This window comes from Knoellia sp. AC549 (assembly GCF_979258975.1).
The window spans coordinates 37,809-60,431 of the sequence record NZ_OZ409890.1 but is presented as its reverse complement, the minus strand read 5'-3'; the positions used below and the strand labels follow the sequence as shown (position 1 = coordinate 60,431).

The 22,623-nt window shown below is 69.6% G+C and carries 22 protein-coding genes, 1 tRNA gene and 1 other RNA gene; 16 read left to right on the top strand and 8 right to left on the bottom strand.

Annotated features, from left to right (window positions below; translation table 11 throughout):
• Positions 1 to 34: 34 nt before the first annotated feature.
• The 3 genes from ACZZ98_RS00290 to argG form a co-directional block, all read right to left on the bottom strand.
• Positions 35 to 1,249: a PucR family transcriptional regulator gene (locus ACZZ98_RS00290; RefSeq protein ID WP_463514414.1), complete on the bottom strand. Its 1,215-nt coding sequence runs from the start codon at positions 1,247 to 1,249 to the stop codon at positions 35 to 37.
• A gap of 66 nt (positions 1,250 to 1,315) precedes the next feature.
• Entirely contained in the window at positions 1,316 to 1,585 is a 270-nt protein-coding gene (locus tag ACZZ98_RS00285; protein ID WP_463514413.1) for a hypothetical protein, read from the bottom strand.
• A gap of 41 nt (positions 1,586 to 1,626) precedes the next feature.
• Positions 1,627 to 3,054 (bottom strand): argininosuccinate synthase, encoded by a 1,428-nt coding sequence (gene argG, locus ACZZ98_RS00280; protein WP_463514412.1) that lies wholly within the window; start codon positions 3,052 to 3,054, stop codon positions 1,627 to 1,629.
• 133 nt (positions 3,055 to 3,187) lie between these two features.
• On the opposite strand from argG, the gene ACZZ98_RS00275 reads away from it, so the two are divergent.
• Positions 3,188 to 4,315, top strand: a complete 1,128-nt coding sequence (locus ACZZ98_RS00275; protein ID WP_463514411.1) for a glycerophosphodiester phosphodiesterase family protein — start codon at positions 3,188 to 3,190, stop codon at positions 4,313 to 4,315.
• 244 nt (positions 4,316 to 4,559) lie between these two features.
• Here ACZZ98_RS00275 and aceE read toward each other — a convergent pair whose 3' ends face one another.
• Positions 4,560 to 7,325: a pyruvate dehydrogenase (acetyl-transferring), homodimeric type gene (gene aceE / locus ACZZ98_RS00270; RefSeq protein ID WP_463514410.1), complete on the bottom strand. Its 2,766-nt coding sequence runs from the start codon at positions 7,323 to 7,325 to the stop codon at positions 4,560 to 4,562.
• Between the two features lie 128 nt (positions 7,326 to 7,453).
• On the opposite strand from aceE, the gene ACZZ98_RS00265 reads away from it, so the two are divergent.
• The 9 genes from ACZZ98_RS00265 (at position 7,454) to ACZZ98_RS00225 (ending at position 13,896) form a co-directional block, all read left to right on the top strand.
• A complete protein-coding gene (locus ACZZ98_RS00265; protein ID WP_463514409.1) occupies positions 7,454 to 8,017 on the top strand; it encodes a PH domain-containing protein in 564 nt (187 codons plus the stop codon).
• Positions 8,014 to 9,579 (top strand): PH domain-containing protein, encoded by a 1,566-nt coding sequence (locus ACZZ98_RS00260; protein WP_463514408.1) that lies wholly within the window; start codon positions 8,014 to 8,016, stop codon positions 9,577 to 9,579. The genes ACZZ98_RS00265 and ACZZ98_RS00260 overlap by 4 nt, the downstream gene beginning before the upstream one ends.
• Positions 9,580 to 9,586: 7 nt before the next feature.
• Entirely contained in the window at positions 9,587 to 10,027 is a 441-nt protein-coding gene (locus ACZZ98_RS00255) for a DUF3052 domain-containing protein (protein ID WP_463514407.1), read from the top strand.
• A gap of 24 nt (positions 10,028 to 10,051) precedes the next feature.
• The gene (locus tag ACZZ98_RS00250) at positions 10,052 to 10,525 is read left to right on the top strand and encodes a peroxiredoxin (RefSeq protein ID WP_463514406.1); all 474 of its coding nucleotides are present in this window, start codon (positions 10,052 to 10,054) and stop codon (positions 10,523 to 10,525) included.
• 72 nt (positions 10,526 to 10,597) lie between these two features.
• Positions 10,598 to 10,670: transfer RNA gene (locus ACZZ98_RS00245), tRNA-Val, on the top strand.
• 1 nt (position 10,671) lies between these two features.
• On the top strand, positions 10,672 to 11,499 hold the full coding sequence (locus ACZZ98_RS00240) for a Nif3-like dinuclear metal center hexameric protein (protein ID WP_463514405.1): 828 nt from the start codon (positions 10,672 to 10,674) through the stop codon (positions 11,497 to 11,499).
• Positions 11,496 to 12,233: a zinc ribbon domain-containing protein gene (locus ACZZ98_RS00235; protein WP_463514404.1), complete on the top strand. Its 738-nt coding sequence runs from the start codon at positions 11,496 to 11,498 to the stop codon at positions 12,231 to 12,233. The genes ACZZ98_RS00240 and ACZZ98_RS00235 overlap by 4 nt, the downstream gene beginning before the upstream one ends.
• Positions 12,234 to 12,275: 42 nt before the next feature.
• Positions 12,276 to 12,686, top strand: coding sequence for a rhodanese-like domain-containing protein (locus tag ACZZ98_RS00230; RefSeq protein WP_463514403.1), 411 nt, complete (start codon positions 12,276 to 12,278; stop codon positions 12,684 to 12,686).
• 1 nt (position 12,687) lies between these two features.
• A complete protein-coding gene (locus ACZZ98_RS00225) occupies positions 12,688 to 13,896 on the top strand; it encodes an O-succinylhomoserine sulfhydrylase (RefSeq protein WP_463514402.1) in 1,209 nt (402 codons plus the stop codon).
• Positions 13,897 to 13,996: 100 nt separating this feature from the next.
• Here ACZZ98_RS00225 and ACZZ98_RS00220 read toward each other — a convergent pair whose 3' ends face one another.
• Positions 13,997 to 14,743 carry a YaaA family protein gene (locus ACZZ98_RS00220; protein ID WP_463514401.1) on the bottom strand — a complete coding sequence of 249 codons (747 nt, stop codon included), beginning with the start codon at positions 14,741 to 14,743 and terminating at the stop codon, positions 13,997 to 13,999.
• A 43-nt stretch (positions 14,744 to 14,786) separates the two neighbouring features.
• Here ACZZ98_RS00220 and ACZZ98_RS00215 point away from each other — a divergent pair, with 43 nt between their 5' ends.
• The 4 genes from ACZZ98_RS00215 (at position 14,787) to ACZZ98_RS00200 (ending at position 18,216) form a co-directional block, all read left to right on the top strand.
• Complete coding sequence (locus tag ACZZ98_RS00215) at positions 14,787 to 16,232, top strand: RNB domain-containing ribonuclease (RefSeq protein WP_463514400.1); 1,446 nt, start codon at positions 14,787 to 14,789, stop codon at positions 16,230 to 16,232.
• 34 nt (positions 16,233 to 16,266) lie between these two features.
• Positions 16,267 to 16,651: RNase P RNA component class A (rnpB, locus tag ACZZ98_RS00210), an RNA gene on the top strand.
• A gap of 93 nt (positions 16,652 to 16,744) precedes the next feature.
• Positions 16,745 to 17,911, top strand: a complete 1,167-nt coding sequence (locus ACZZ98_RS00205) for an MBL fold metallo-hydrolase (RefSeq protein WP_463514399.1) — start codon at positions 16,745 to 16,747, stop codon at positions 17,909 to 17,911.
• Between the two features lie 110 nt (positions 17,912 to 18,021).
• Positions 18,022 to 18,216: a hypothetical protein gene (locus ACZZ98_RS00200; RefSeq protein ID WP_463514398.1), complete on the top strand. Its 195-nt coding sequence runs from the start codon at positions 18,022 to 18,024 to the stop codon at positions 18,214 to 18,216.
• A 28-nt stretch (positions 18,217 to 18,244) separates the two neighbouring features.
• Here the strand turns inward: ACZZ98_RS00200 and ppgK are convergent, their stop codons facing one another.
• Both ppgK and map read right to left on the bottom strand, forming a co-directional pair.
• Positions 18,245 to 19,015 carry a polyphosphate--glucose phosphotransferase gene (ppgK, locus tag ACZZ98_RS00195; protein WP_463514397.1) on the bottom strand — a complete coding sequence of 257 codons (771 nt, stop codon included), beginning with the start codon at positions 19,013 to 19,015 and terminating at the stop codon, positions 18,245 to 18,247.
• Positions 19,016 to 19,048: 33 nt separating this feature from the next.
• Positions 19,049 to 19,912 (bottom strand): type I methionyl aminopeptidase, encoded by an 864-nt coding sequence (gene map, locus ACZZ98_RS00190; protein ID WP_463514396.1) that lies wholly within the window; start codon positions 19,910 to 19,912, stop codon positions 19,049 to 19,051.
• Between the two features lie 48 nt (positions 19,913 to 19,960).
• Here map and ACZZ98_RS00185 point away from each other — a divergent pair, with 48 nt between their 5' ends.
• Positions 19,961 to 20,152, top strand: a complete 192-nt coding sequence (locus ACZZ98_RS00185; RefSeq protein ID WP_463514395.1) for a methionine aminopeptidase — start codon at positions 19,961 to 19,963, stop codon at positions 20,150 to 20,152.
• 85 nt (positions 20,153 to 20,237) lie between these two features.
• Here ACZZ98_RS00185 and panB read toward each other — a convergent pair whose 3' ends face one another.
• On the bottom strand, positions 20,238 to 21,107 hold the full coding sequence (gene panB / locus ACZZ98_RS00180; RefSeq protein ID WP_463514394.1) for a 3-methyl-2-oxobutanoate hydroxymethyltransferase: 870 nt from the start codon (positions 21,105 to 21,107) through the stop codon (positions 20,238 to 20,240).
• Between the two features lie 163 nt (positions 21,108 to 21,270).
• Between panB and ACZZ98_RS00175 the strand changes: the two genes are divergently transcribed.
• Entirely contained in the window at positions 21,271 to 22,608 is a 1,338-nt protein-coding gene (locus tag ACZZ98_RS00175; protein ID WP_463514393.1) for a glutamine synthetase family protein, read from the top strand.
• Positions 22,609 to 22,623 lie beyond the last annotated feature (15 nt).

Below are 22,623 nucleotides of genomic sequence, written 5' to 3'. Positions count from 1 at the left end.
GAGACGATTCTCGGCGGCCAGATCTGTAGGGTTCCTACAACGGCGGTGACGAGGGCCCCGACGTCCGGGCCACCCGGGTCGACGGCTCCGGGGCCACCCGCCCGTAGGCCAGGGCGAGCCGCACTGTCTGGGCGTCGTGCGGGTCGGTGAGGTCGTAGCCGATGGTGTCGGCGATCTTGCCGAGGCGATACCTCACCGTGTTGGTGTGGACGAAGAGTGCACGCGCGGTGCCCTCGAGGCCGAGACCTCCGTCGAGATAGGCCGCGGCGGTCTCGAGAAGGTTGCCACCGCCGCTCGCCGACAGGGGCGCATAGACCCGCGAGACGAGGGCTGCCCGCGCCGGGAGGTCGCCGAGGAGGGCCCGCTCGGCGAGCAGGTCGTCGCTGAGGACCGGACGTGGGGCGGTGGGCCACGCCGGCGCAGCCGTGTGACCCGACAGCGCGGCCCGCGCGCTGCGCCCCGCGGCATACAGGTGGGGGACGACCGGACCGACGACGATCGGACCGTCACCGAAGTGCTCGCCGAGGCGGGACGCCGTCGTCAGGGCGTCGGTGACCTGTCCGACGATGCTGACGATGCGCCTGCCGTGGATCGCGACGAGGACCTCGACACCCAGACGCTTGGCGCCGCGGTGGAGCTCGTCGACCACCCGTGCGGTCCCTGTGCTCGGGGTGGACCCGACGAGGACGCAGACGTCCGTGGTCGTGCCCCACCCCAGGGCGGACGCGCGCGACTGCATGGAGTCGTCGGCCTCGCCGCGGATGACGGCGTCGACGACGAGTGCCTCGAGCCGGGCGTCCCACGCGCCGCGGGACTCCGCCGCGTGGGCATAGACCTCGGCGACGGAGAAGGCGATCTCACGGCTGTAGCGCAGGACCGCCTCGCGCACCTTGGTCTCGTCGCCCCGGGCCGCGAGGTTCATGGACTCGCGCTCGACGACGTCGACGACGGTGCGCATGAGGTCGAGGGTCTGGCCGAGACTGATCGACCGGGTCAGCTCGCGTGGCGCGGTGCCGAAGACGTCGGCCGTGACGTGGGCGTGGTCCTGGCTGCCGCTGAACCACTCGATGAACGACTTGATGCCGGCCTGGGCGATGAGCCCCACCCACGAGCGCTCCTCGGCGGGGAGGGCGCGATACCACTCGTGGTCGTTCTCCATCTGCTGCACGGCGGCCGCGCCGAGGTCACCGGCAGTGCGCTCGACCCGGCGACGTGTCGCTGCCGACAGGCGGGTTCTCGAGGTGGCCACGTCGGAAGTCTATTTGTATGCCGTGCACAACCTCCCGGCATACGTCGTCGTGCGTCGTGGTGCCCCTCAGGGCCGCCATCCGAGGAGCTGCTCCCCGAGGGTGAGGGTGGCCAGCCAGACCGCCGCCGCGACGAACGGGAGCAGGAGCACCAGCCAGGGCCGTCGGCTGAACCACCGCAGGGACAGCACGGCGAGCAGCGCCCAGAAGAGGAGCAGGAGGACGATCGCCCAGAGCGGAGCCACCAGGCCGGACGAGACGTAGATCGGCAACGCGGCGATCAGCCCGAGCACCCCGAGGGTCGCCACGACCCTCCCGAGAACCTGTCGCCCGTCCATGCCACTCAGCATCCTCCGGAACTGGCCGACGTGGGGCCGGTTCAGTCCCTGCCGGACTCCATGGCTGCACGGTCGAGCGCGTCGTCGCGAGAGCTGCGGTCGACCGGGCTGTCGGCGATCCGGTCGTAGCCGCCGGCCGGGAGGTCGCCGAAGAGGGTGCCGTTCTCCACGAGCAGCTGGCCCTGCTCGACGGGTTGGCTGGCGTACAGCTCGAGCTTGGCCCGGCTGTCGGCGATGTCGAGGTTGCGCATGGTCAGCTGGCCGATCCGGTCCAGCGGCCCGAAGGCGGCGTTCTCGACCCGCTCCATCGACAGCTTGTCGGGGTGGTAGCTGAAGTTCTCGCCGCGCGTGTCGACGATCGAGTAGTCGTCACCGCGCCGCAGCCGCAGGGTGACCTCACCGGTGACGACCGACGCGATCCACCGCTGGATCGCCTCGCGCAGCATGAGCGACTGCGGGTCGAGCCAGCGGCCCTCGTAGAGCAGCCGGCCGAGCTTGCGACCCTCGGCGTGGTAGTTCGCGATGGTGTCCTCGTTGTGGACCGCGTTGAGGAGGCGCTCGTAGGCGATGTGGAGCAGCGCCATGCCCGGCGCCTCGTAGATGCCACGCGACTTGGCCTCGATGATCCGGTTCTCGATCTGGTCGGACATGCCGAGGCCGTGGCGCCCGCCGATGGTGTTGGCGAGGTCGACGAGCGCGACCGGCTCCAGGTCCTCACCGTTGATGGCGACCGGCCGGCCCTGGACGAAGCGGACCGTCACCTCCTCCGGCTCGATGACGACCGACTGGTCCCAGTGCTTGACGCCCATGATCGGCTCGACGATCTCCATGGACTCGTCGAGGTGCTCGAGGGTCTTGGCCTCGTGGGTCGCGCCCCAGATGTTGGCATCGGTCGAGTAGGCCTTCTCGGCGCTCGCCTTGTAGGGAAGGTCGCGCTCCGTGAGCCACTCGCTCATCTCGTGCCGGCCGCCGAGCTCGCTGACGAAGGCCGCGTCGAGCCACGGCTTGTAGATGCGCAGGTCCGGGTTGGCGAGGAGTCCGTAGCGGTAGAACCGCTCGATGTCGTTGCCCTTGAAGGTCGAGCCGTCGCCCCAGATCGAGACGTCGTCGGCCTGCATGGCCCGCACGAGCAGGGTGCCGGTGACGGCCCGGCCCAGGGGAGTGGTGTTGAAGTAGGTCCTGCCGCCGCTGCGGATGTGGAAGGCCCCACAGGCGAGGGCCGACAGCCCCTCCTCGACGAGGGCGCTGCGGCAGTCGACCAGTCGGGCGACCTCCGCGCCGTACTCCCCGGCGCGCTCCGGCACGGTGTCGATCTCGGGCTCGTCGTACTGCCCGAGGTCGGCCGTGTAGGTGCAGGGGACTGCACCTCGCTCGCGCATCCAGGCGACGGCGACGGAGGTGTCGAGACCTCCGGAGAAGGCGATGCCGACGCGCTGGCCGACCGGCAGGGACGTGAGTACTTTGGACACGCTGCAAGACTATACAGCCGAGCGTATATCCACAAACCGTGCGTATGCCGGTCAGTCAGGTGTCGTGGTCTGGTCACCCACTGTCCATGTCCTCGACAGGCGGTGGCACCGACTCCGCCCTACGTTGGCAGCCATGAAGAGAACTCTCGTAGCCCTGTCCGTGGCCACCGGTCTGGCCCTCTCCTCCGTCGCGGCGAGCACCGTCGCCCAGGCCGACGCGCCGCCGACCTCCAACGGTCGGGCGACCTTCACGTCACCGCTCGTGCACGCGCATCGTGGTGCCTCGGGCTACCGACCGGAGCACACGCTCGCTGCCTACCGCCTGGCCGTGCAGCAGGGTGCGGACTTCATCGAGCCGGACCTGACCCTGACCAAGGACGGTGTCCTCATCGCCCGCCACGAGCCGGAGATCAGCGGCACGACGAACGTCGCGGCGCACCCCGAGTTCGCCGACCGTCGGGTCACCAAGCGGCTGGACGGCGCAGCCGTCACGGGCTGGTGGGTGGAGGACTTCACGCTCGCCGAGCTCAAAACCCTCAGGGCTGTCGAGCGACTCGGGGCCCAGCGACCGGAGAGCGCGAGCTTCAACGGCCAGTTCGAGGTGCCGACGTTCGAGGAGGTGCTCGACCTCCGCGAGGAGCTCAGCAGGCAGACCGGGCGCACCATCGGCGTCATCCCCGAGATCAAGCACTCGACCTTCCTCCACGACGCCGGGTTCGACCCCGAGGTCGCGGTGGTGTCGGCCCTCACCGCTCACGGGCTCAACCGCCCCAACGCCGCGGTCTTCGTGCAGAGCTTCGAGCTGACCCCCCTGATCCGGCTCGACGACGAGCTCGGCTTCAAGGCCGGTCTCGTCTTCCTCGTCAGCGGGAGTGGCCGACCCTACGACCTCGTGGACCAGGGTGACCCGCGCACCTACACCGACCTGCTCACCCCCACCAGCCTCAAGGCCCTCGTCAAGGACGTCGACGGCCTCGGAGTCGACAAGAGCCGGGTCATCCCGCGCAGGGCCGACGGCACGCTCGGCATCCCGACCGCACTCGTCGCCGACGCCCACAAGGTCGGCCTCGACGTCACGCCGTACACCTTCCGGGCCGAGAACTCGTTCCTGCCCGTGGACTACCGGATCGGGACCAACCCGGCGACCTACGGCCGGATGGGCCACGAGGTGACCCGCTTCTTCGAGGCCGGCGTCGACGGCGTCTTCTGCGACCAGCCCGACATCTGCGTCAAGGCGCGCGCGGAGTTCCTCGCCCGCTGAGGACGAGGGCCCGAGTCGCGCCGAGCCTGCCCAGCACGCACGCGACCTGGGCTGGCTGCGAGAGCCGGCCACCCGGCATACGGCAGATTGCCGGGTGGTCTTGTCGCCGGGTGTCGGGCATTCGGGCTGACGGAGGCCGCGATGGCCCCGCATCCCCGACACCCGGACTGCTGACCCTCGTGCCGCAGCCCCGGCCGACCTGAGGTCGGGACCGGGGCTGCGGACGGGTGGCGCTCCGACAGGGTCAGCTGTCGCCGCCCTCGTTGCCGCTCGTGCCGGCGCGGACGTCGAGGAGGTCGTACTTCTCGGCGGCCTTCGTCGCCAGGTCTGGGGCGACCTCTCCGCGGGCGGCGAGCACCTGGAGGGTGCGCACCGCGAGCGAGGGACCGTCGACGTGGAAGAAGCGTCGGGCAGCGGGCCGGGTGTCGGCGAACCCGAATCCGTCGGTGCCGAGCGAGTGGAACTCGCCGGGGACGTACTGCGCGATCTGGTCGGGCACCGCACGCATGTAGTCGGACGTCGCGAGCACGGGGCCCTCGGCGTCGGCGAGCTTCTGCGTCACGTAGGGCACGCGAACCTCGTTCTCCGGGTGCAGGAACGCGTCCTCGTCGCAGGAGAGACCGTCGCGGCGCAGCTCGCCCCAGGACGTCACCGACCAGACGTCGGCGGCGACGCCCCAGTGGTCGGCGAGGAGCCGCTGCGCCTCGAGTGCCCACGGCACGCCGACGCCGGACGCGAGCAGCTGGGCCCGGGCCGGGGTGTGGGTCCAGTCCGAGGTGTCGGCCTTCTCGAGGAGGTAGAGCCCGCGGACGACGCCCTCGCGGTCGAGGTTCTCGGGCTCCTTCGGCTGCACGTAGGGCTCGTTGTAGACGGTGACGTAGTAGATGACGTTCTCGGGGTTCTCGCCATACATCCGCTCCAGCCCGTCACGCATGATGTGCGCGATCTCGTAGCCGTAGGCGGGGTCGTAGGTGATGACGCCCGGGTTGGTCGAGGCGAGCAGCGGCGAGTGTCCGTCGGCGTGCTGGGTGCCCTCGCCCGTCAGCGTCGTGCGACCGGCCGTGGCTCCGATGAGGAAGCCGCGCGACAGCTGGTCGGCGGCGGCCCAGATGGAGTCACCCGTGCGCTGGAACCCGAACATCGAGTAGAAGACGTAGATCGGGATCATCGGCTCGCCGTGCGTCGAGTAGCTCGACCCGGCCGCGGTGAAGGCGGCGACGGACCCGGCCTCGTTGATACCGGCGTGGAGGATCTGACCGGAGACCGACTCGCGATAGCTGAGCATGAGGTCATGGTCGACGGGGGTGTAGTTCTGCCCGTGGGGGTTGTAGATCTTCAGCGTCGGGAAGAACGAGTCCATGCCGAAGGTGCGTGCCTCGTCGGGGATGATCGGCACGATCCGCTTGCCGAACTCCTTGTCGCGCATGAGGTCCTTGAGCAGCCGGACGAACGCCATGGTCGTCGCGATCGTCTGCTTGCCGGAGCCCTTGCGGACCTGCGTGTAGGCCTCGTCCCCGGGCATCGAGACCTGGGTGTACTTGCTGCGGCGCTGCGGGATCGAGCCACCGAGGGCCCGACGACGCTCGAGCATGTACTCGAGGGTCGAGTCGTTCTCGCCGGGGTGGAAGTAGGGCGGCTGGTAGGGGTTCTCGTCGATCTGCGCGTCGGTGATGGGAAGCCGCAGCTGGTCGCGGAAGCCCTTGAGGTCCTCGACGGTCATCTTCTTCATCTGGTGGGTCGCGTTGCGACCGGCGAAGCCCTTGCCGAGGCCGTAGCCCTTGATCGTGTGGGCCAGGACGACGGTCGGCTGACCGGTGTGGTTGACCGCGGCCTGGTAGCCGGCGAAGACCTTGCGGTAGTCGTGCCCACCACGCTGGAGGTCGTGCCAGATCTGGTCGTCGGTGAGGCCCTCGACCATCTTGCGGGTGCGTGGGTCGCGACCGAAGAACTCCTCGCGGACGTAGGCGCCGTCGTTGGCGCGGAAGGTCTGGTAGTCACCGTCGGTCGTGGTGTTCATGATGTGGCGCAGGGCGTGGTCACGGTCGGCCGCGAGCAGGGGGTCCCAGCCTCGGCCCCAGATGACCTTGACGACGTTCCAGCCGGCGCCGCGGAAGAAGGCCTCGAGCTCCTGGATGATCTTGCCGTTGCCGCGCACCGGGCCGTCGAGCCGCTGCAGGTTGCAGTTGACGACGAAGGTCAGGTTGTCGAGCTCCTCGTTGGCGGCGAGCTGCAGCAGACCGCGCGACTCCGGCTCGTCCATCTCGCCGTCGCCGAGGAAGGCCCAGACGCGCTGCTCGGCGGTGTCCTTGATGCCCCGGTTGTGGAGGTACTTGTTGAACTGCGCCTGGTAGATCGCGTTCATCGGGCCGATGCCCATCGACACGGTCGGGAACTGCCAGTAGTCGGGCATCATCCGAGGGTGCGGGTAGGACGACAGCGCCCGGATCTTGCCGTCGACGATGTGGCTCTTCTCCTGGCGGAAACCGTCGAGGTCGGTCTCACCGAGGTGGCCCTCGAGGAAGCTGCGGGCATACATCCCGGGGGAGGCGTGGCCCTGGTAGAAGATCTGGTCCCCGCCACCGGGGTGGTCCAGGCCACGGAAGAAGTGGTTCATGCCCACTTCGTAGAGCGTGGCCGCGGAGGCGTAGGTGGAGATGTGCCCCCCGACCGAGACCCCGGGACGCTGGGCGCGGTGCACCATGACGGCGGCGTTCCACCGGATCCAGCGCCGGTACTGCCGCTCGACCTCCTCGTCACCGGGGAACCAGGGCTCCTGCTCCTGGTCGATGGTGTTCACGTAGTCGGTCGCCGTGAGCGAAGGAACACCGATCTGGCTCTCTCGCGCCCGCTCCAGGAGACGGAGCATGAGGTAGCGAGCGCGCTTCCGACCGCCCTCGTCGATCACCTGGTCGAGCGAGGCCAACCACTCCGAGGTCTCCTCGGGGTCGATGTCGGTGAGGCTGCTGGGGAGGCCATTGAGGATTGGGCCGGCTTCCTCGCGAAACGTCACGACGATGTCCCTTCTTCTGCGGTTTCGACCCAGTGGGGCCGACCCGTCCATCCTTCCACTGGGAGTGGTCACGGTCACAGTGGGGTTCACATGGCAGGCACTCGGAGGTCGAATGGCAGGCTGGGGTCATGACCACCCCGCTGGACCCGGGCCCGGACCCGGCACCGGACTTCGTTCCGGACTTTGCACCGGACTTTGCACCGGACCCGGCCGCCGTGACCCTGCGCGGTGGGGAGCTGCCGTGGCGCACCGTGAGCCCCGCGCTGCGGACGGTGCGGCTCATCACCCTCGGCGGGTGGCTCGCGCCGTTCCTCGTCGCCTTCGTCGTGCTCGCACTGCTCGCCTCACCGTGGTTCTGGGTCGGTGCGGGCGCCGCTGCCGTCCTCATCGCCTGGGGGGCCTGGCTCATCGTGCGCCAGGTCTCGGCCATCACCTGGATCGAGCTCCCCGACGAGATCGTCATCCGCAAGGGGCGGCTCTTCCGCTCGCTCGTGAGCATTCCCTATGGCCGCCTGCAGTACATCGACGTCGAGTCCGGCCCGCTCATGCGCTCTCGGGGCATTGCCTCCTGCGAGTTCCACACCGCCTCGCCCGAGAGTGGCGGAACGCTGCCGGGCCTGCCCGTCGACGAGGCCGAGGCGCTGCGAGGCCGACTCGCGGCCCGTGGTGAGGCACAGCGAGCAGGCCTGTGACACAGGAGGATTCGCAACCCGGCTCGCCCGCTCGCGAGGGGCGCGACCTGGAGCTGCACGAGTGGCAGCACCTGCACCCCTTGTCGCCCGTCCTGCGGGGCGGCGTGGTCGGCATCGCGATCCTCGGGTATGCCGCGACCCAGTTCGTCGATGACATCTTCCGGGGGTGGGGTGGAGGCAGTCGTGACCGGGGCGACGAGGCCGCCGATGAGGGCTTCCGCGAGGGTCTGGGGTTCGTCTTCGACCACTCGCTCGTCGCCGCGGCCGTCATCCTCGTCGGCCTGCTGGGCGTGGCCCTGCTCGGCTGGCTCATGTGGCGGTTCTCGAAGTTCCGGGTCACTGGCGGGCAGATCGAGTTCCGCAAGGGTTGGCTCTTCCGCGAGCACCGACAGGTCCCCCTCGAACGCGTGCAGGCCATCGAGATCAGCCGTCCGCTGCTCGCCCAGCTCACGGGTCTCTCGCAGGTGATCGTGCAGTCGGCCGGTGGGGGAGACGCGCAGCTGAAGCTCGCGTTCCTCAGTGCCGGTCGAGCCGACGAGGTGCGTCACGAGCTGCTCGACCTCGCCGGGCGACGTGACGAGGCGAGCCCGTCACGGACCGATGCGCCTGCCGACACCGGGGGCGATGAGGGGCGTGAGGTGCTGCGCGTCCCGAACTCCCGCCTCTTCGTGGCCACGATCCTGCACGGCGGCACGATCTTCCTGGGGGCCGTGGCCCTGCTCGGGGGGAGCGTGGCCCTGGCCACCTACGGGTCGACGGTCGAGACGCTCACCGGCGCGGCCATAGCGCTCCCGGCGCTCGGGCCGCTCGCGTTCGGCATCGTCGTCAACCGGGTGGGGGAGCTGCTCAAGCACGGCAACTTCCGGCTCGCCGACACCGGCACCTCCGCGCGCATCCAGCACGGCCTCACCGACAAGCGGACGACGACCATCCCGCTCCACCGCATCCAGGCGGTGGGCATGGTCCAGCCCCTGTGGTGGCGCCCGCTCGGCTGGTGGCGCGTCAAGGTCAACGTTGCGGGCATCGCCCACGACCCCTCGAGCAACACCGACAACGAGACGACGGTCCTCCCGGTCGGCACCCTCGACCAGGCCCTCGATGTCCTGACCCTGCTCGACCCGGCGCTCTCCGAGGCCGACCTGCGCGGGGCCGCCGTCGAGGACGGCGAGGCCGGTGGGTGGACGCTCGTCTCACCCCGCGCGAAGCGGTTCGACCCGTTGAGCTGGCGCCGGGCGGGATACGCCGTGTCGCCGCACTCGGTCATGGTCCGCGCTGGTCGCCTGTCCCGGCGCGTCTCTGTCATGCCGCATGCCCGGGTCCAGTCGCTGAGCCTTTCGCAGGGGCCGCTCGATCGCCCTCTCGACCTGGCAACCGTCACACTGGTGTCCACGCCCGGCCCGGTGGGCGTCCGCGTGCCCCATCTGGACCACGACGTCGCCGCGCGGCTGCTCATCGAGGAGTCGGCCCGGGCTCGCACAGCACGGCAAATCTCACGAAGCGCTTGCACGACCGACGATCTTCCTAGTCAACTAGTGACCCCAGCACCATCCGACGAGAGGTAGTCCCACCGTGAACACCGCTGCACCACCGCCTGCCGACCCCGGGCCTGACGGCTCAGGTGCCGTCGAGCGCCTCGGTTTCGCCGCCGAGCAGATCGTGCAGGAGTTCGGCTGGGACGACGACGTGGACGACGACTTCCGCTTCGCCGTCGAGGACGTCATCGGCTCCGACCTCGAGGACGAGGACTACACCGGCGAGACCGACGCAGTCGTGTTCTGGTGGCGAGCCGACGACGGTGACCTCACCGATGCCCTCGTCGACCTCGTCGGCGTGCTCGCCGAAGGCGGCTTCGTCGTCGCCCTCACCCCCAAGGACAAGGCCGACGGGGCCGTAGACCCGGCCGAGATCGAGGAGGCTGCGGCGACGGCCGGCCTGCACACGGGCGGCGCGTTCCACGCGTCACCACACTGGCGCGCCACCAAGCTCGGCGCACCCAAGGGACGGCTCTGATCCGCCTACGGCAGACTTCTCGGCATGACGGACACCGTGTCGGGACTTGAGGTGGGGCAGCCTGCCCCCCATTTCGCCCTGCGTGACCAGAACGGTTCGGAGGTCTCGCTCGCCGAGCACCTCGGCCGGCGCGAGGTCCTGCTCGTGTTCTACCCGTGGGCGTTCTCCGGCATCTGCACGGGCGAGCTCACCGAGATTCGCGACGACCTGGGCCGCTTCGTCAGCGAGGACGTGCAGGTGCTCACCATCTCGTGCGACGCCATGTTCTCCCTGCGCGCCTACGCGGACCGCGATGGCTACTTCTTCCCGTTGCTCTCGGACTTCTGGCCGCACGGTGAGGTCGCGAAGGCCTACGGCGTCTTCGACGCCAAGGCCGGCGTGGCACGTCGAGGCACGTTCCTCATCGACCGTGAGGGTGTCATCAGGTGGTCGCTCGTGACCGGTCTCGGTGAGCGGCGCGACTTCAGTGGCTATCACGCCGCGACCTCGCACGCCTGACCGCTTCCACCTGACCCACCCACGTCCGGGGCCTGACACAATGGGCGACCGATCTCGGCCCAGGCCGTGTCGGGGCCTGTAGCTCAGTTGGTAGAGCACCGCGTTTACACCGCGGGTGTCGTCGGTTCGAGGCCGGCCGGGCCCACGTGACCCTTCTCCTGCGCGACGTCGTCGACGTCCTCGAACGCCTCTACCCGCCACGGACAGCTCAGTCCTGGGACCAGGTGGGGCTCGTCACCGGGGATCCGGCCCAACCGGTCGAGCGCATCCTGCTCGCGCTCGACCCGACCCTGGAGGTCATCGACGAGGCCAGGAGCGCGGGGGTGGACCTCCTCATCACCCACCACCCGCTGCTGATGCGCGGCATCCACTCGGTGGCGACGACGACGGCCAAGGGTGCGAGCGTCACGGGCCTCGTCGTCGGCGACATCGCTCTCTACGTCGCCCACACCAACGCCGACGTCGCGCAGTCCGGGGTCAGCGAGGCGCTTGCCGCCGCCGCCGGCCTGACCGAAACCCGACCCCTGTCCCTCGTCGAGGAGCAGCCGCTCGGCCGCGTGGGGCGGCTCGCCTCGCCGACGACGTTGGGCAGCTTCGCTGCGGCCCTGTATGCCGCCCTGCCGGCTGCCGCTGCCGGCCTGCGCGTCTCCGGCCCGGCCGACGCGACCGTCGAGACGGTGGCCGTCCTCGGGGGAGCGGGCAACGACCAGTTCGACGCGGTCAGGGCCTCGGGCGCCGACGTCTATGTCACGGCCGACCTCAGACACCACCCGGCGCTCGAGGCCCGCGAGGAGTCTCGTGGCGGGCCGCCCTATCTCGTCGATGCCGGCCACTGGTCGAGCGAGGCGGTGTGGCTGCCGACCCTGCGGGACGCCCTCACGGCAGCGCTTAGGGTGGACATCGACATCAGCACAGTGCGCACCGACCCGTGGACGTTCACGGTCGGAGCAACCCCAGCCGGAGGTATGCCGTGAAAGCCGATCCAGGACAACAGTCCAAGCTGCTCGACCTCCAGGCCCTCGACACCCGGCTGTCCCAGATCGCCCATGCCCGCAAGACGCTGCCGCAGCTGGCCGAGATCGCCGACCTCGAGGCGAAGGCTGCCCTGCTCGATGACCAGCTGGTGCGTTCACGGACCGAGCTCAGCGACATCCAGCGCGAGGTCATCAAGGCCGACGGGGACGTGCAACAGGTGCGCGACCGCGCCACCCGCGACCAGCAGCGCTTGGACTCGGGCACCGGCAGCGCCAAGGACCTGACCGCGATCCAGCACGAGCTCGAGTCGCTCGCGCGTCGCCAGTCCGAGCTCGAGGACGTCGAGCTCGAGGTCATGGAGCGGGCCGAGGCGGTCCAGTCCGACGTGGCCGAGCTGGAGCGGGGTCGCAGCGAGATCACCGAGCGGCTGACGGTCCTGGAGTCCGCCCGCGACGCACGGCTGGCCGAGCTCGCGGCCGACGAGGCCGAGGTGGGTGCCCCGCGCGACGGCCTGGTCAGGTCCGTCGGGGTCGAGCTGGTCGCGCTCTACGACAAGATCCGGGCGACGAGCGGCACGGGTGCCGCGGCACTGCGCCAGCGCCGTTGCGGTGGATGCCAGCTCGAGCTCAACCCGATGGCGCTCCGGGACATCAAGGCTGCTCCTCAGGACGAGGTGCACCGCTGCGAGGAGTGCCGTCGCATCCTCGTGCGCACGGCAGAGTCCGGTCTCTGAACGGCGGACCACCCCGGCCGGGCCGGACCCTACGCTGGCCACATGACCTATGCCGGTGATGTCACTCCGTCCGAGGCCTTTGCTGCGGTGACGCAGGGCGAGGACGCCGTCCTCGTCGATGTGCGCACCCGCGCGGAGTGGACCTATGTCGGTGTCCCTCAGGTGGATTCGCCGCGTCGGCCTGTGTTCGTCGAGTGGCAGCAGTACCCCGACGGACGCATCAACGAGGCGTTCGTCGACGAGCTCCGCGCTGCGGGCGTGTCCGACGGGACCCCTCTGTACTTCCTCTGCCGCTCGGGCGTTCGGTCGGTCGCGGCGGCGGAGGCCGCGACGGCAGCGGGTCTGGGGCCGGCATACAACGTCCTCGAAGGTTTCGAGGGCCCGCACGACCCGGCAGGCCACCGTTCGGTGGCCGGCTGGAAGGTCGCCGGACTCCCGTGGAAGCAGGGCTGACATGAGTGATGCACTGGAAGGGGCCGGACGGTCCTTCCGCCCCGAGACTCTTGCCGTGCGGGGAGGGCTGAACCGCAGCGGTTTCGACGAGACCAGTGAGGCCATGTACGTCACCTCGGGCTTCGTCTACGAGTCGGCCGAGCAGGCCGAGGCTGCCTTCAAGGACGAGATCGAGAAGTTCATCTACAGCCGCTACGGCAACCCGACGGTGAGCATGTTCGAGGAGCGTCTGCGCCTCCTCGAGGGCGCGGAGGCGTGCTACGCGACGGCGTCGGGGATGGCGGCCGTGTGGGTCGCCCTGGCTGCCCTCTGCGGCAAGGGCGACCGCATCGTGTCGTCCCGTGCGCTCTTCGGGTCGTGCTTCGTCGTCATCGACGAGATCCTCCCCAGGTTCGGCGTCGAGGCGGTCTTCGTCGACGGCCCCGACCTCGCCCAGTGGGAGGAGGCGCTGTCCGTCCCGACGACCGCGGTCTTCTTCGAGACCCCGAGCAACCCGATGCAGGAGCTCGTCGACATCGCCGCGGTGTCCCGGCTGGCGCACGCCGCCGGAGCCAAGGTCGTCGTCGACAACGTCTTCGGCACCCCGGTCTTCTCCCGCCCCCTCGAGCACGGCGCCGACATCGTCGTGTACTCGGCGACCAAGCACATCGACGGGCAGGGGCGGGTGCTCGGTGGCGCCGTCCTCGGACCGGCCGACTTCATCGACGGCCCGGTCAAGAACCTCATGCGGCACACCGGACCTTCCATGTCGCCGTTCAACGCGTGGGTCCTCGTCAAGGGTCTGGAGACCATGGCGGTGCGGGTCGGTCAGATGTCGAGCAACGCGCTCCGGCTCGGTCGTCACCTCGAGGGGCGTGACGGCATCGTCAGGGTCATCCACCCGATGCTCGAGAGCCACCCGCAGCACGCGCTGGCCCAGCAGCAGATGACAGGTGGCGGCACCGTCATCACCTTCGAGGTCGCGGGCGGCAAGGACGTCGCCTTCAAGGTCATGAACGCGCTCCAGCTCGTCGACATCTCCAACAACCTCGGAGACACCAAGTCGCTGGTGACGCATCCCGCCACGACGACCCACCGGCGTCTGGCTCCCGAGGACCGCGTCGCGGTCGGCATCACCGACGGGACCATCCGCATCTCGGTCGGGCTCGAGTCCGTGGAGGACCTCATCGAGGACGTCGAGGCAGCGCTCGTCGGAGCCCTCCCGACCTGAGGTCACGCGCGTCGGTCGAGTGTCGGGGATTCGGGCGATCACCGGCCCGTGTGAGCCCGAATCCCCGACACTCGGCGAGCCGGACCGGGACCCGGCCGGATCAGCGGGTGGTGACGTCGAGGATCGCCGGCTTGCCCCGCCGCCCAGGGGGAGTGAGCTCGACGTCGAACGCCTCACCGACGATGGCGGCCAGCTTCTCCGGCGTGCGGATGCGCTGACCGCTGACGCAGAGGTGACGGGCCACGAGCCCGCGGGTGTGCTTGGCCATGTGGCTGGCCCCGGGCACCCGGACCTGCACCCACCGGTCCGCGACGTCGCCCTTGGGAGTCCACGCCGCGGCATACGTGGAGCTCCGGCAGTCCACGACGACCTCGCGCCCGGCAGCGGGCGCGAGCACGTCGTCCAGGACCGGTCGCCACACCGACGAGACCGGCCCGAGGCCCGGGAGGTTGACGTCCATGGAGAGCCGGTATGCCGTGATCCGGTCCTTGAGCCGCACGGCGCCGTGCAGTGCGGAGACGATGACGACCCACTGGTTGGCCCGGCGGCGCGCCGAGGCATCCATCGAGTCGAGTCCTAGGGCGTCGTAGAGCACCCCGGTGTAGACCTCGGCTGCCGGCGTGGCCGGAGCGGAGTGGAGCGACAGGTTGCGAGCGACCTCGCCGGACAGGCCTGGTGAGACGCCGAGATCCGCTGTGGCAGTGGGGGACTCGCTGACCAGTCGCAGGTGTGCTGCGACCGTTGCGCGCGTGTCGGTGAGCTCCGGGAAGGACCACGTGCTCGGGTCCACCGGCTTGCCGCGGCGGCGGTTCGACTTGGACTCCGACGGGGGGAGGACGATGAGCACGCGGCAACCCTATGCGCGGCGTACCCCTTGTAGGTTGGCTGGCATGCCCCAGCGCCAGATCACCCTCGCCCCGGCCGACGCCACGACGTCCGAGACCCTTCGAGAGACCCTCCTGGCCCGCTTCGCGGCGATCCGCGCGGAGCTCCAGGTCACCGAGGAGTTCCCACCCGAGGTGGAGGCCGAGGCTGAGGCCGTGGCCGCCGCACCGCCGGCGCTGCCGGAGCGGGACGAGACCGCGCTGGCGTTCTTCAGCATCGACCCCGCGACGTCCATGGACCTCGACCAGGCGATGCACCTCGAGCGCGACGGTGACGGCTACCGGGTCCGCTACGCCATCGCCGACGTGCCCGCTTTCGTCGCGCCAGGCGGAGCCATCGACGTCGAGGCGCGCCGGCGTGGCCAGACGATCTACTGCCCGGACAAGCGGATCCCGTTGCACCCCACCGTCGTCAGCGAGGGTGCCGGCAGCCTTCTGCCCGGCGAGGTGCGGCCCGCCTTCGTCTGGGACATGCGCCTCGACAGCGAGGGCGAGGGAACGAGCGCCGAGGTCTACCGCGCCATGGTCAGGTCGGTCGAGCGGTTCGACTACATCGGCGTCCAGGAGCAGGTCGACACGGGCACCAGCGACGAGCGCTGGGTGCTGCTCCGTGAGATCGGCGAGAGGCGCATCCGCCAAGAGCAGCTCCGAGGCGGCGCCAGCCTCCCGATGCCGGAGCAGGAGGTGCACCTGGGTGACGACGGCAACTTCACCCTGGAGTTCCGTCCACCCCGGACCGTCGAGGACTGGAACGCCCAGATCTCCCTGCTCACCGGGATGGCGGCGGCAGACATGATGCTCCACGCCGGTGTCGGCATCCTTCGCACGATGCCCGAGGCCGACCACAACGCCGTGGCACGCTTCCGGCGACAGGCCAACGCGCTCGGCGCGCCCTGGCCGGCCGAGCAGGGGTACGGCGACTTCCTGCGCGGACTGGACCGTGACAACCCCAAGCACCTGGCCCTCATCTATGAGGCGACCACGCTCTTCCGGGGCGCGGCCTACACGCCCTTCGAGGGTGACGTGCCCGAGCAGGTCGAGCAGGCGGCCGTCGCCGACGCCTACGCGCATGTCACCGCGCCCCTGCGCCGCCTCGTCGACCGCTTCGGGCTGGTCATCTGCGAGGCCATCAGCAGTGGCTCGGAAGTCCCCACGTGGGTTCGCGAGGCGCTGCCCACCATCCCGGCGATCATGAAGGAGTCCGACCGCCGGGCAGGGGCCGCCGAGCGCATGTGCGCTGACGCCGTCGAGGCAGCGGTCCTGCACCACCGCGTCGGCCAGACCTTCTCGGCGGTCGTCGTCGACCGGGACGACAAGGGTGTCGAGATCCAGCTGCTCGACCTGCCGGTAGTCGTGAGGGCCAAGGGCCGTGGCGAGCTCGGCGCGACCGTCGACGCCCGCCTCGAGTCCGCCGACGTCTCGACGGGCCAGGTGCGTTTCGTCGTGGTCTGAGGGCGCCTCGACCCGCGTATGCTGTGCGGGCGGACGAGTCAGTCCGACGGTCGCGTCGTGGGCAACCACGTCGAGGAAAGTCCGGGCTCCACAGGGCAGGGTGGTGGCCAACAGCCACCCGGGGTGACCCGCGGGACAGTGCCACAGAGAACAGACCGCCTCCCACCTCTTCGCGAGAACGGGTGGGCGGTAAGGGTGAAACGGTGGTGTAAGAGACCACCAGCGGCTCCGGTGACGGAGTCGGCTAGGTAAACCCCACCCGGAGCAAGCTCAGACAGTGTGCGTTCGAGGGCGGCCCGCCCGAGCACACGGGTAGAGCGCTGGAGGCCACTGGCAACAGTGGTCCGAGATGGATGACCGTCAGCGTGACCCGGGCAACCGGCCACGCGACAGAACCCGGCTTATGACTGACTCGTCCGCCCAAGAATCGATGATCTTCCGCGGTGTCGCCTTCGCTGACGCCGACCCGCAGGCGCTCACACCAGTTCGGCCACACGGCATACCGTGAGCAGATGCGACTGACTCACCTCGGACACGCCTGCCTCCTCGTGGAGATCGCCGACGCACGGATCCTCATCGACCCGGGTGGCTTCACCCCGGCCTTCGAGGATCTGCGCGACCTCTCTGCCGTCGTCGTCACGCACCAGCACCCCGACCACCTCGACCAACATCGCGTGCCGATCCTCATGCACCACAACCCGGACGCCCGGCTCCTCTCCGACCCCGGCAGCGTCGAGATCCTGTCCGGGCTGGGCCTCGACGCCGAGGTCGGGGGCGAGGCGACCCGCGTGGGCGCCGTGACGGTCACGCCGGTCGGCGAGGTCCATGCCCTCATCCACGACGACATTCCACGGATCCCTAACGTCGGCGTGGTGCTGCGTGCCGACGGCGAGCCGAGCGTCTTCCACCCGGGGGACAGCCTCGACGGCGACCCCGGCGACCCCGGCAGCGTCGACGTCGTCGCCTTCCCGCTCAGCGCTCCGTGGCAGCGCAGCCGTGACATGACCGGCTTCCTGCGACGGCTGAACCCTCGCTTCGCGGTGCCGATCCACGACGGGCTGCTCAACCCGACCGGTCGCGACCTCTACCTCGGGCAGGCGGACCAGCTCGGGGAGCGGACACCGAGATCCGTGACCTGCTTGCTCGGGGTGCGGTGGAGTTCGCGACCCACTAGCGTCCATCGCAACGCCGGCACCAGCGTGTCGGCCACTATCGGGAGGGGTTCTGGCATGGGTGCGACGAGAGCGGTGGCGGTGGCGGGTCTGGCGGCTCTGGGGGTGTTCGCCTCCACGACTGCGGCGTACGCGGCGGGCGGCACCGGAGGCAACGGGTTCCGCGCTGTCGCGTGCCCCGGCGCGGTCATCGGCACCTACCAGCTGCACGCCTCGGGTGGGGCGACGCACCCCAGTGCCCGCGTCAAGGTCTACTACTCGACCGCCAGCGGCGGCACCAACTGCGCCGTGCTGCTCGACAACCAGGCGGGTGACCATTACATGCGCGTCACCATCGGCGGGCGACCGGAGGTTCCCGTCGACTGGGCGAGCGACTACGGCACGTTCTCCTCGTATGCCGGCGCAGTCGGCATCCGCAGCACCAACGGCCGGTGCGTCCATGTCACCGGGACCATCCGCGACAACGGGCGGGACTACGACTTCGGCCGCTACGCCTGGTGCGGCTGACGCTGAGCCGCGCAGTGCGCAGCACGGGGCCGAGCCGGTCCGCGGCCGGCGACGCGCCCACGTGACGGACCTGTTTGCGATGTAGGTAAGGCTGCCCTACGCTCGATCAGGTGCCCAAGGTCTCCGCGAAGAAGAAGTGCTGCAAGGACAGGCCCCGCTGCAAGGCGTGCCCGGTCGTCCTCATGCGCCTCACCAAGATGGGCTACGCGGAGCAGCTTCTCGACGGACAAGAAGCCCAAGTACGACGTCGACAAGAACATCCCCAAGAAGGCGATGGTGCTCGCGCGCCAGCGTTGAGAGCGTGAGCGGCGCGAGCAACCCGCGCACGCGGACTCACTGCGAGTCGTGGTACTCCTGCGCCAGGTGCGCTGCGCCGATGATCCCGGCCTTGTTCTCGAGCTGTGCCGGGACGATGGGCGTGCGGAGCCGGAGCAGCGGGAGGAACTCCTCGGCGTCCTTGGACACACCGCCGCCGACCACGAACAGGTCCGGCCACAGCAGGTTCTCGAGGTGGCTGTAGTAGCGCTGGAGACGCTCGGCCCACTCCGGGTAGGTCAGCCCCTCGGTGTCCTTGATCGACGAGGCCGCGCGCTTCTCGGCGTCGAAACCGTCGAGCTCGAGGTGGCCCAGCTCGGAGTTGGGGATCAGCACTCCGTTGTGGATGAGAGCGGTCCCGATCCCGGTGCCGAGGGTGGTGAGGATGACCAGACCCTTCTGGCCCTTCGCCGCGCCGTAGTGGAGCTCGGCCACACCCGCGGCGTCGGCGTCGTTGACGAGGACGATGTCGTGGCCGAGCTTCTGCTCCAGCATCGTCTCGGCCTCGAAGTCGAGCCAGGACTTGTCGATGTTGGCTGCGGTCCGCACGACGCCCCTGGTCACCACACCCGGGATGGTGATGCCGATGGGGGAGTCGCCCCGCACCTCGTCGAAGTGGTCGACGATCTGGTCGATGATGTCGCCGACCGCTTCGGGTGTGGACTTGGCCGGGGTGTCGATGCGCTTGCGCTTGCCGGAGAAGGCGCCCTTCGCCAGGTCGACCGGAGCACCTTTGATGCCGCTCCCGCCGACGTCGATGCCGAGGGGCAGGCCGGTCTTCTTGCTCATGGGGACTCCTTCGTCCGTCGGTGCAGGGGTGCTTCAGGGGAGGGTGAGGATCTCGTTGCCGGTGTCGGTGATGAGGATGGTGTGCTCGAACTGGGCGGAGCGCCTGCGGTCCGCGGTGACGACGGTCCAGTCGTCGTCCCACATCTCCCAGGACTCCGTGCCGAGGTTGAGCATCGGTTCGATGGTGAAGGTCATGCCGGGCTCGATCACCGTGTCGTAGGACGGCGCCGCGTCGTAGTGCGGGACGACGAGCCCTGAGTGGAACGAGCGGCCGATGCCGTGACCGGTGAAGTCGCGCACGACTCCGTAGCCGAAGCGCTTCGCGTAGCTCTCGATGACCCGCCCGATGACGTTGATCTGACGCCCGGGTACGGCGGCCTTGATGCCGCGCATCATCGCCTCGCGGGTTCGCTCGACGAGCAGCCGGGACTCCTCGTCGACGTCGCCGCAGAGATAGGTCGCGTCGGTGTCACCGTGGACGCCACCGAGGTAGGCCGTGATGTCGATGTTGACGATGTCGCCGTCCTCGAGACGGCGGGAGTCGGGTATGCCGTGGCACACGACCTCGTTGACCGACGTGCAGAGCGACTTCGGGAAGCCGCGGTAGCCGAGCGTCGAGGGGTAGGCGCCGTGGTCGAGCAGGAACTCGTGGCCGACGCGGTCGATCTCGTCGGTGGTCACGCCGGGCGCGATGACCGCGGCGGCCGCCTCCATCGCCTGTGCCGCAACGCGACCCGCGACGCGCATGAGCTCGATCGTCTCGGCGTCCTTGACCTCGGGCGAGAGGTTCTTGTCCGGTGAGGCCTTGTCGACGTACTCGGGGCGCTCGATCGACGCTGGGACCGCTCGCCTGCTGGAGACCTCACCGGGAGCGACACTTCCGTACGTCATCGGCATACGGTGGAGTCTAGGCAGAGCGCCTGCTCACACACTCAGGAGGACACCGTGGCGTACTGGTACAACATCGCGACCAAGCAGGTCGAGACCGACGAGAACCGCAGTCGCAACGACGACGTCATGGGCCCGTACGACACCGAGGACGACGCGCGCAACGCCCTCGCCAGCGCCGCGAGGAACACCGAGCAGTGGGATGCAGAGGACCGCGCCTGGGAGGGCGAGAAGGACCCCGAGGACTGAGCGGGTCCTCGGGCCACGACGACGACGGGAGCAGGTATGCCGGGTGCGCACCCGGCATACCTGCTCCCGTCGCGTCCGAGGGCCGTCAGGCCTCGAAGCTGTGCTCGGCCGCGGGGAACGTGCCGGAGGCGACCTCGGCGGCGTACTGCCTCGCAGCGTCGCCCAGGTCGGCGCGCATGTCGAGATACTTCTTGACGAAGCGCGGGGCGCGGCCACCACGCAGGCCGGCCATGTCCTGCCAGACGAGGACCTGCGCGTCGCAGTCCGGGCCGGCGCCGATACCGATGGTGGGGATGCGCAGGGCCTCGGTGACCCTCTTGGCAGCCGGGGCCGGCACCATCTCCATGACGATCGCGAAGCAGCCGGCGGCCTCGAGGGCCAGGGCGTCGTCGAGCAGCCGGTCGGCGCCGTCGCCGCGACCCTGGACGCGGTAGCCGCCGAGGACGTGCTCGCTCTGCGGGGTGAAGCCGATGTGCCCCATGACCGGTATGCCGGCTCGGACGAGCAGCTCCACCTCGGGCACCATCGGCTTGCCGCCCTCGAGCTTGACCGCGTGGGCCAGGCCCTCCTTCATGAACCGGGTGGCCGTCGCGAGGGCCTGCTGCGGACTGGCCTGGTAGGAGCCGAAGGGAAGGTCGGCGACGACCATGGCGTGCTTGGCGGCCGACGTGACCGCGCGGCAGAGCGGGACGAGGTGGTCGACGGTGACCGGGACCGTGGTCTCGAAGCCGTAGACGTTGTTGCCGGCGGAGTCGCCGACCAGGAGGCAGGGGATGCCGGCCTCGTCGAAGATCTCGGCGGCATACATGTCGTAGGCCGTGAGCATGGCCCACTTCTCCCCGGTCTCCTTCATCTTCTGGAGGTGCGGGACGCGGATCCGCCTCTGGGGCGCAGCCTGCGCGCCGGTACCGTAGGGGTTCGTCGTCTCGACGGGGGGAGTGGGCTGTTCGCTCATGTCGGGAATCCTCTCAGAGGGAGCGCACGGGCACGGAGATGCCGCTGAGGATCACGGTCCCCACCATCGGGTGATCGTGCTCTGAACGAACGGCAGCAGTGACGAGGGCCCCGGAGCGAGATGCTCCGGGGCCCTCGTGCTGCCTCCCCCTAGGATGCCGACCATGGATCGTCAGCAGGAGTTCGTTCTCCGCACCATCGAGGAGCGGGACATCCGCTTCGTCCGCCTCTGGTTCACCGACGTCCTCGGAGGGCTGAAGTCCGTCGCCGTCGCCCCGGCCGAGCTGGAGGGTGCCTTCGCCGAGGGCATCGGCTTCGACGGCTCGGTGATCGAGGGCTTTGCCCGGGTCTACGAGGCCGACATGCTGGCCAAGCCCGACCCGTCGACGTTCCAGGTGCTCCCGTGGCGCGGCGACAACCCGGGCACGGCGCGGATGTTCTGTGACATCACGCTGCCCGACGGAGCTCCGAGCATGGCCGACCCGCGCCACGTGCTGCAGCGCACGCTCGCCAAGGCCGCCGACCAGGGGTTCACCTTCTACACGCACCCCGAGATCGAGTTCTTCCTCTTCGAGCGGGGCTTTGCCCCGGGGGAGCCGCCGACACCGATCGACCAGGCGGGTTACTTCGACCACGTCCCGCACGGATCGGCCCAGGACTTCCGCAGGGCCGCCATCACGATGCTCGAGTCGATGGGCATCAGCGTCGAGTTCAGCCACCACGAGGGCGCTCCGGGCCAGAACGAGATCGACCTGCGCTATGCCGACGCGCTGTCGACGGCCGACAACATCATGACCTTCCGGACGGTCATCAAGGAGGTGGCCCTCGAGCAGGGCATCTTCGCCTCCTTCATGCCCAAGCCGCTCGCCGACCACCCGGGTTCGGGCATGCACACCCACATGTCGCTCTTCGACGGCGACAGCAATGCCTTCTACGAGGCGGGTGCGCCCTACTCGTTGTCCAGGACCGGCCGGCAGTTCATCGCCGGACTCCTGCACCACGGCGCCGAGATCACCGCGGTGACCAACCAGTGGGTCAACAGCTACAAGCGGCTCTGGGGTGGCGGTGAGGCCCCGGCGCACCTCACCTGGGGACACAACAACCGCTCCGCGCTCGTGCGCGTGCCCATGTACAAGCCCAACAAGGCGCAGAGCAGCCGGGTCGAGGTCCGCTCGATCGACCCGGCCTGCAACCCCTACCTCGCGTTCTCGGTGCTGCTCGCGGCTGGGCTCAAGGGCATCGAGGAGGGATACGAGCTGGCTCCCGAGACCGAGGACGACGTCTGGGGTCTCACCGACTCCGAGCGCAAGGCCATGGGCATCCGGCCACTCCCGGCGAGCCTGAGCGAGGCGATCGAGGTCATGGAGGAGAGCGAGCTCGTGGCAGAGACCCTCGGCGAGCACACCTTCGACTTCTTCCTGCGCAACAAGCGCGCCGAGTGGGCGGACTACCGCGGGCAGGTCACCGCGTTCGAGCTCGAGCGGTACCTCCCGCGGCTGTGAGGAGCGCACCGTGAG

Bases quoted from the DNA above. Each gene is read 5' to 3' on its own strand.
- ACZZ98_RS00225 (WP_463514402.1), top strand. From the start codon at position 12,688: ATGAGTGATGCACTGGAAGGGGCCGGACGGTCCTTCCGCCCCGAGACT.
- ACZZ98_RS00285 (WP_463514413.1), bottom strand. From the start codon at position 1,585: ATGGACGGGCGACAGGTTCTCGGGAGGGTCGTGGCGACCCTCGGGGTG.
- ACZZ98_RS00265 (WP_463514409.1), top strand. From the start codon at position 7,454: ATGACCACCCCGCTGGACCCGGGCCCGGACCCGGCACCGGACTTCGTT.
- ACZZ98_RS00215 (WP_463514400.1), top strand. From the start codon at position 14,787: ATGCCCCAGCGCCAGATCACCCTCGCCCCGGCCGACGCCACGACGTCC.
- panB (WP_463514394.1), bottom strand. From the start codon at position 21,107: ATGAGCGAACAGCCCACTCCCCCCGTCGAGACGACGAACCCCTACGGT.
- ACZZ98_RS00275 (WP_463514411.1), top strand. From the start codon at position 3,188: ATGAAGAGAACTCTCGTAGCCCTGTCCGTGGCCACCGGTCTGGCCCTC.
- ppgK (WP_463514397.1), bottom strand. From the start codon at position 19,015: ATGAGCAAGAAGACCGGCCTGCCCCTCGGCATCGACGTCGGCGGGAGC.
- ACZZ98_RS00230 (WP_463514403.1), top strand. From the start codon at position 12,276: ATGACCTATGCCGGTGATGTCACTCCGTCCGAGGCCTTTGCTGCGGTG.
- ACZZ98_RS00205 (WP_463514399.1), top strand. From the start codon at position 16,745: ATGCGACTGACTCACCTCGGACACGCCTGCCTCCTCGTGGAGATCGCC.
- ACZZ98_RS00250 (WP_463514406.1), top strand. From the start codon at position 10,052: ATGACGGACACCGTGTCGGGACTTGAGGTGGGGCAGCCTGCCCCCCAT.
- ACZZ98_RS00175 (WP_463514393.1), top strand. From the start codon at position 21,271: ATGGATCGTCAGCAGGAGTTCGTTCTCCGCACCATCGAGGAGCGGGAC.
- map (WP_463514396.1), bottom strand. From the start codon at position 19,912: ATGCCGATGACGTACGGAAGTGTCGCTCCCGGTGAGGTCTCCAGCAGG.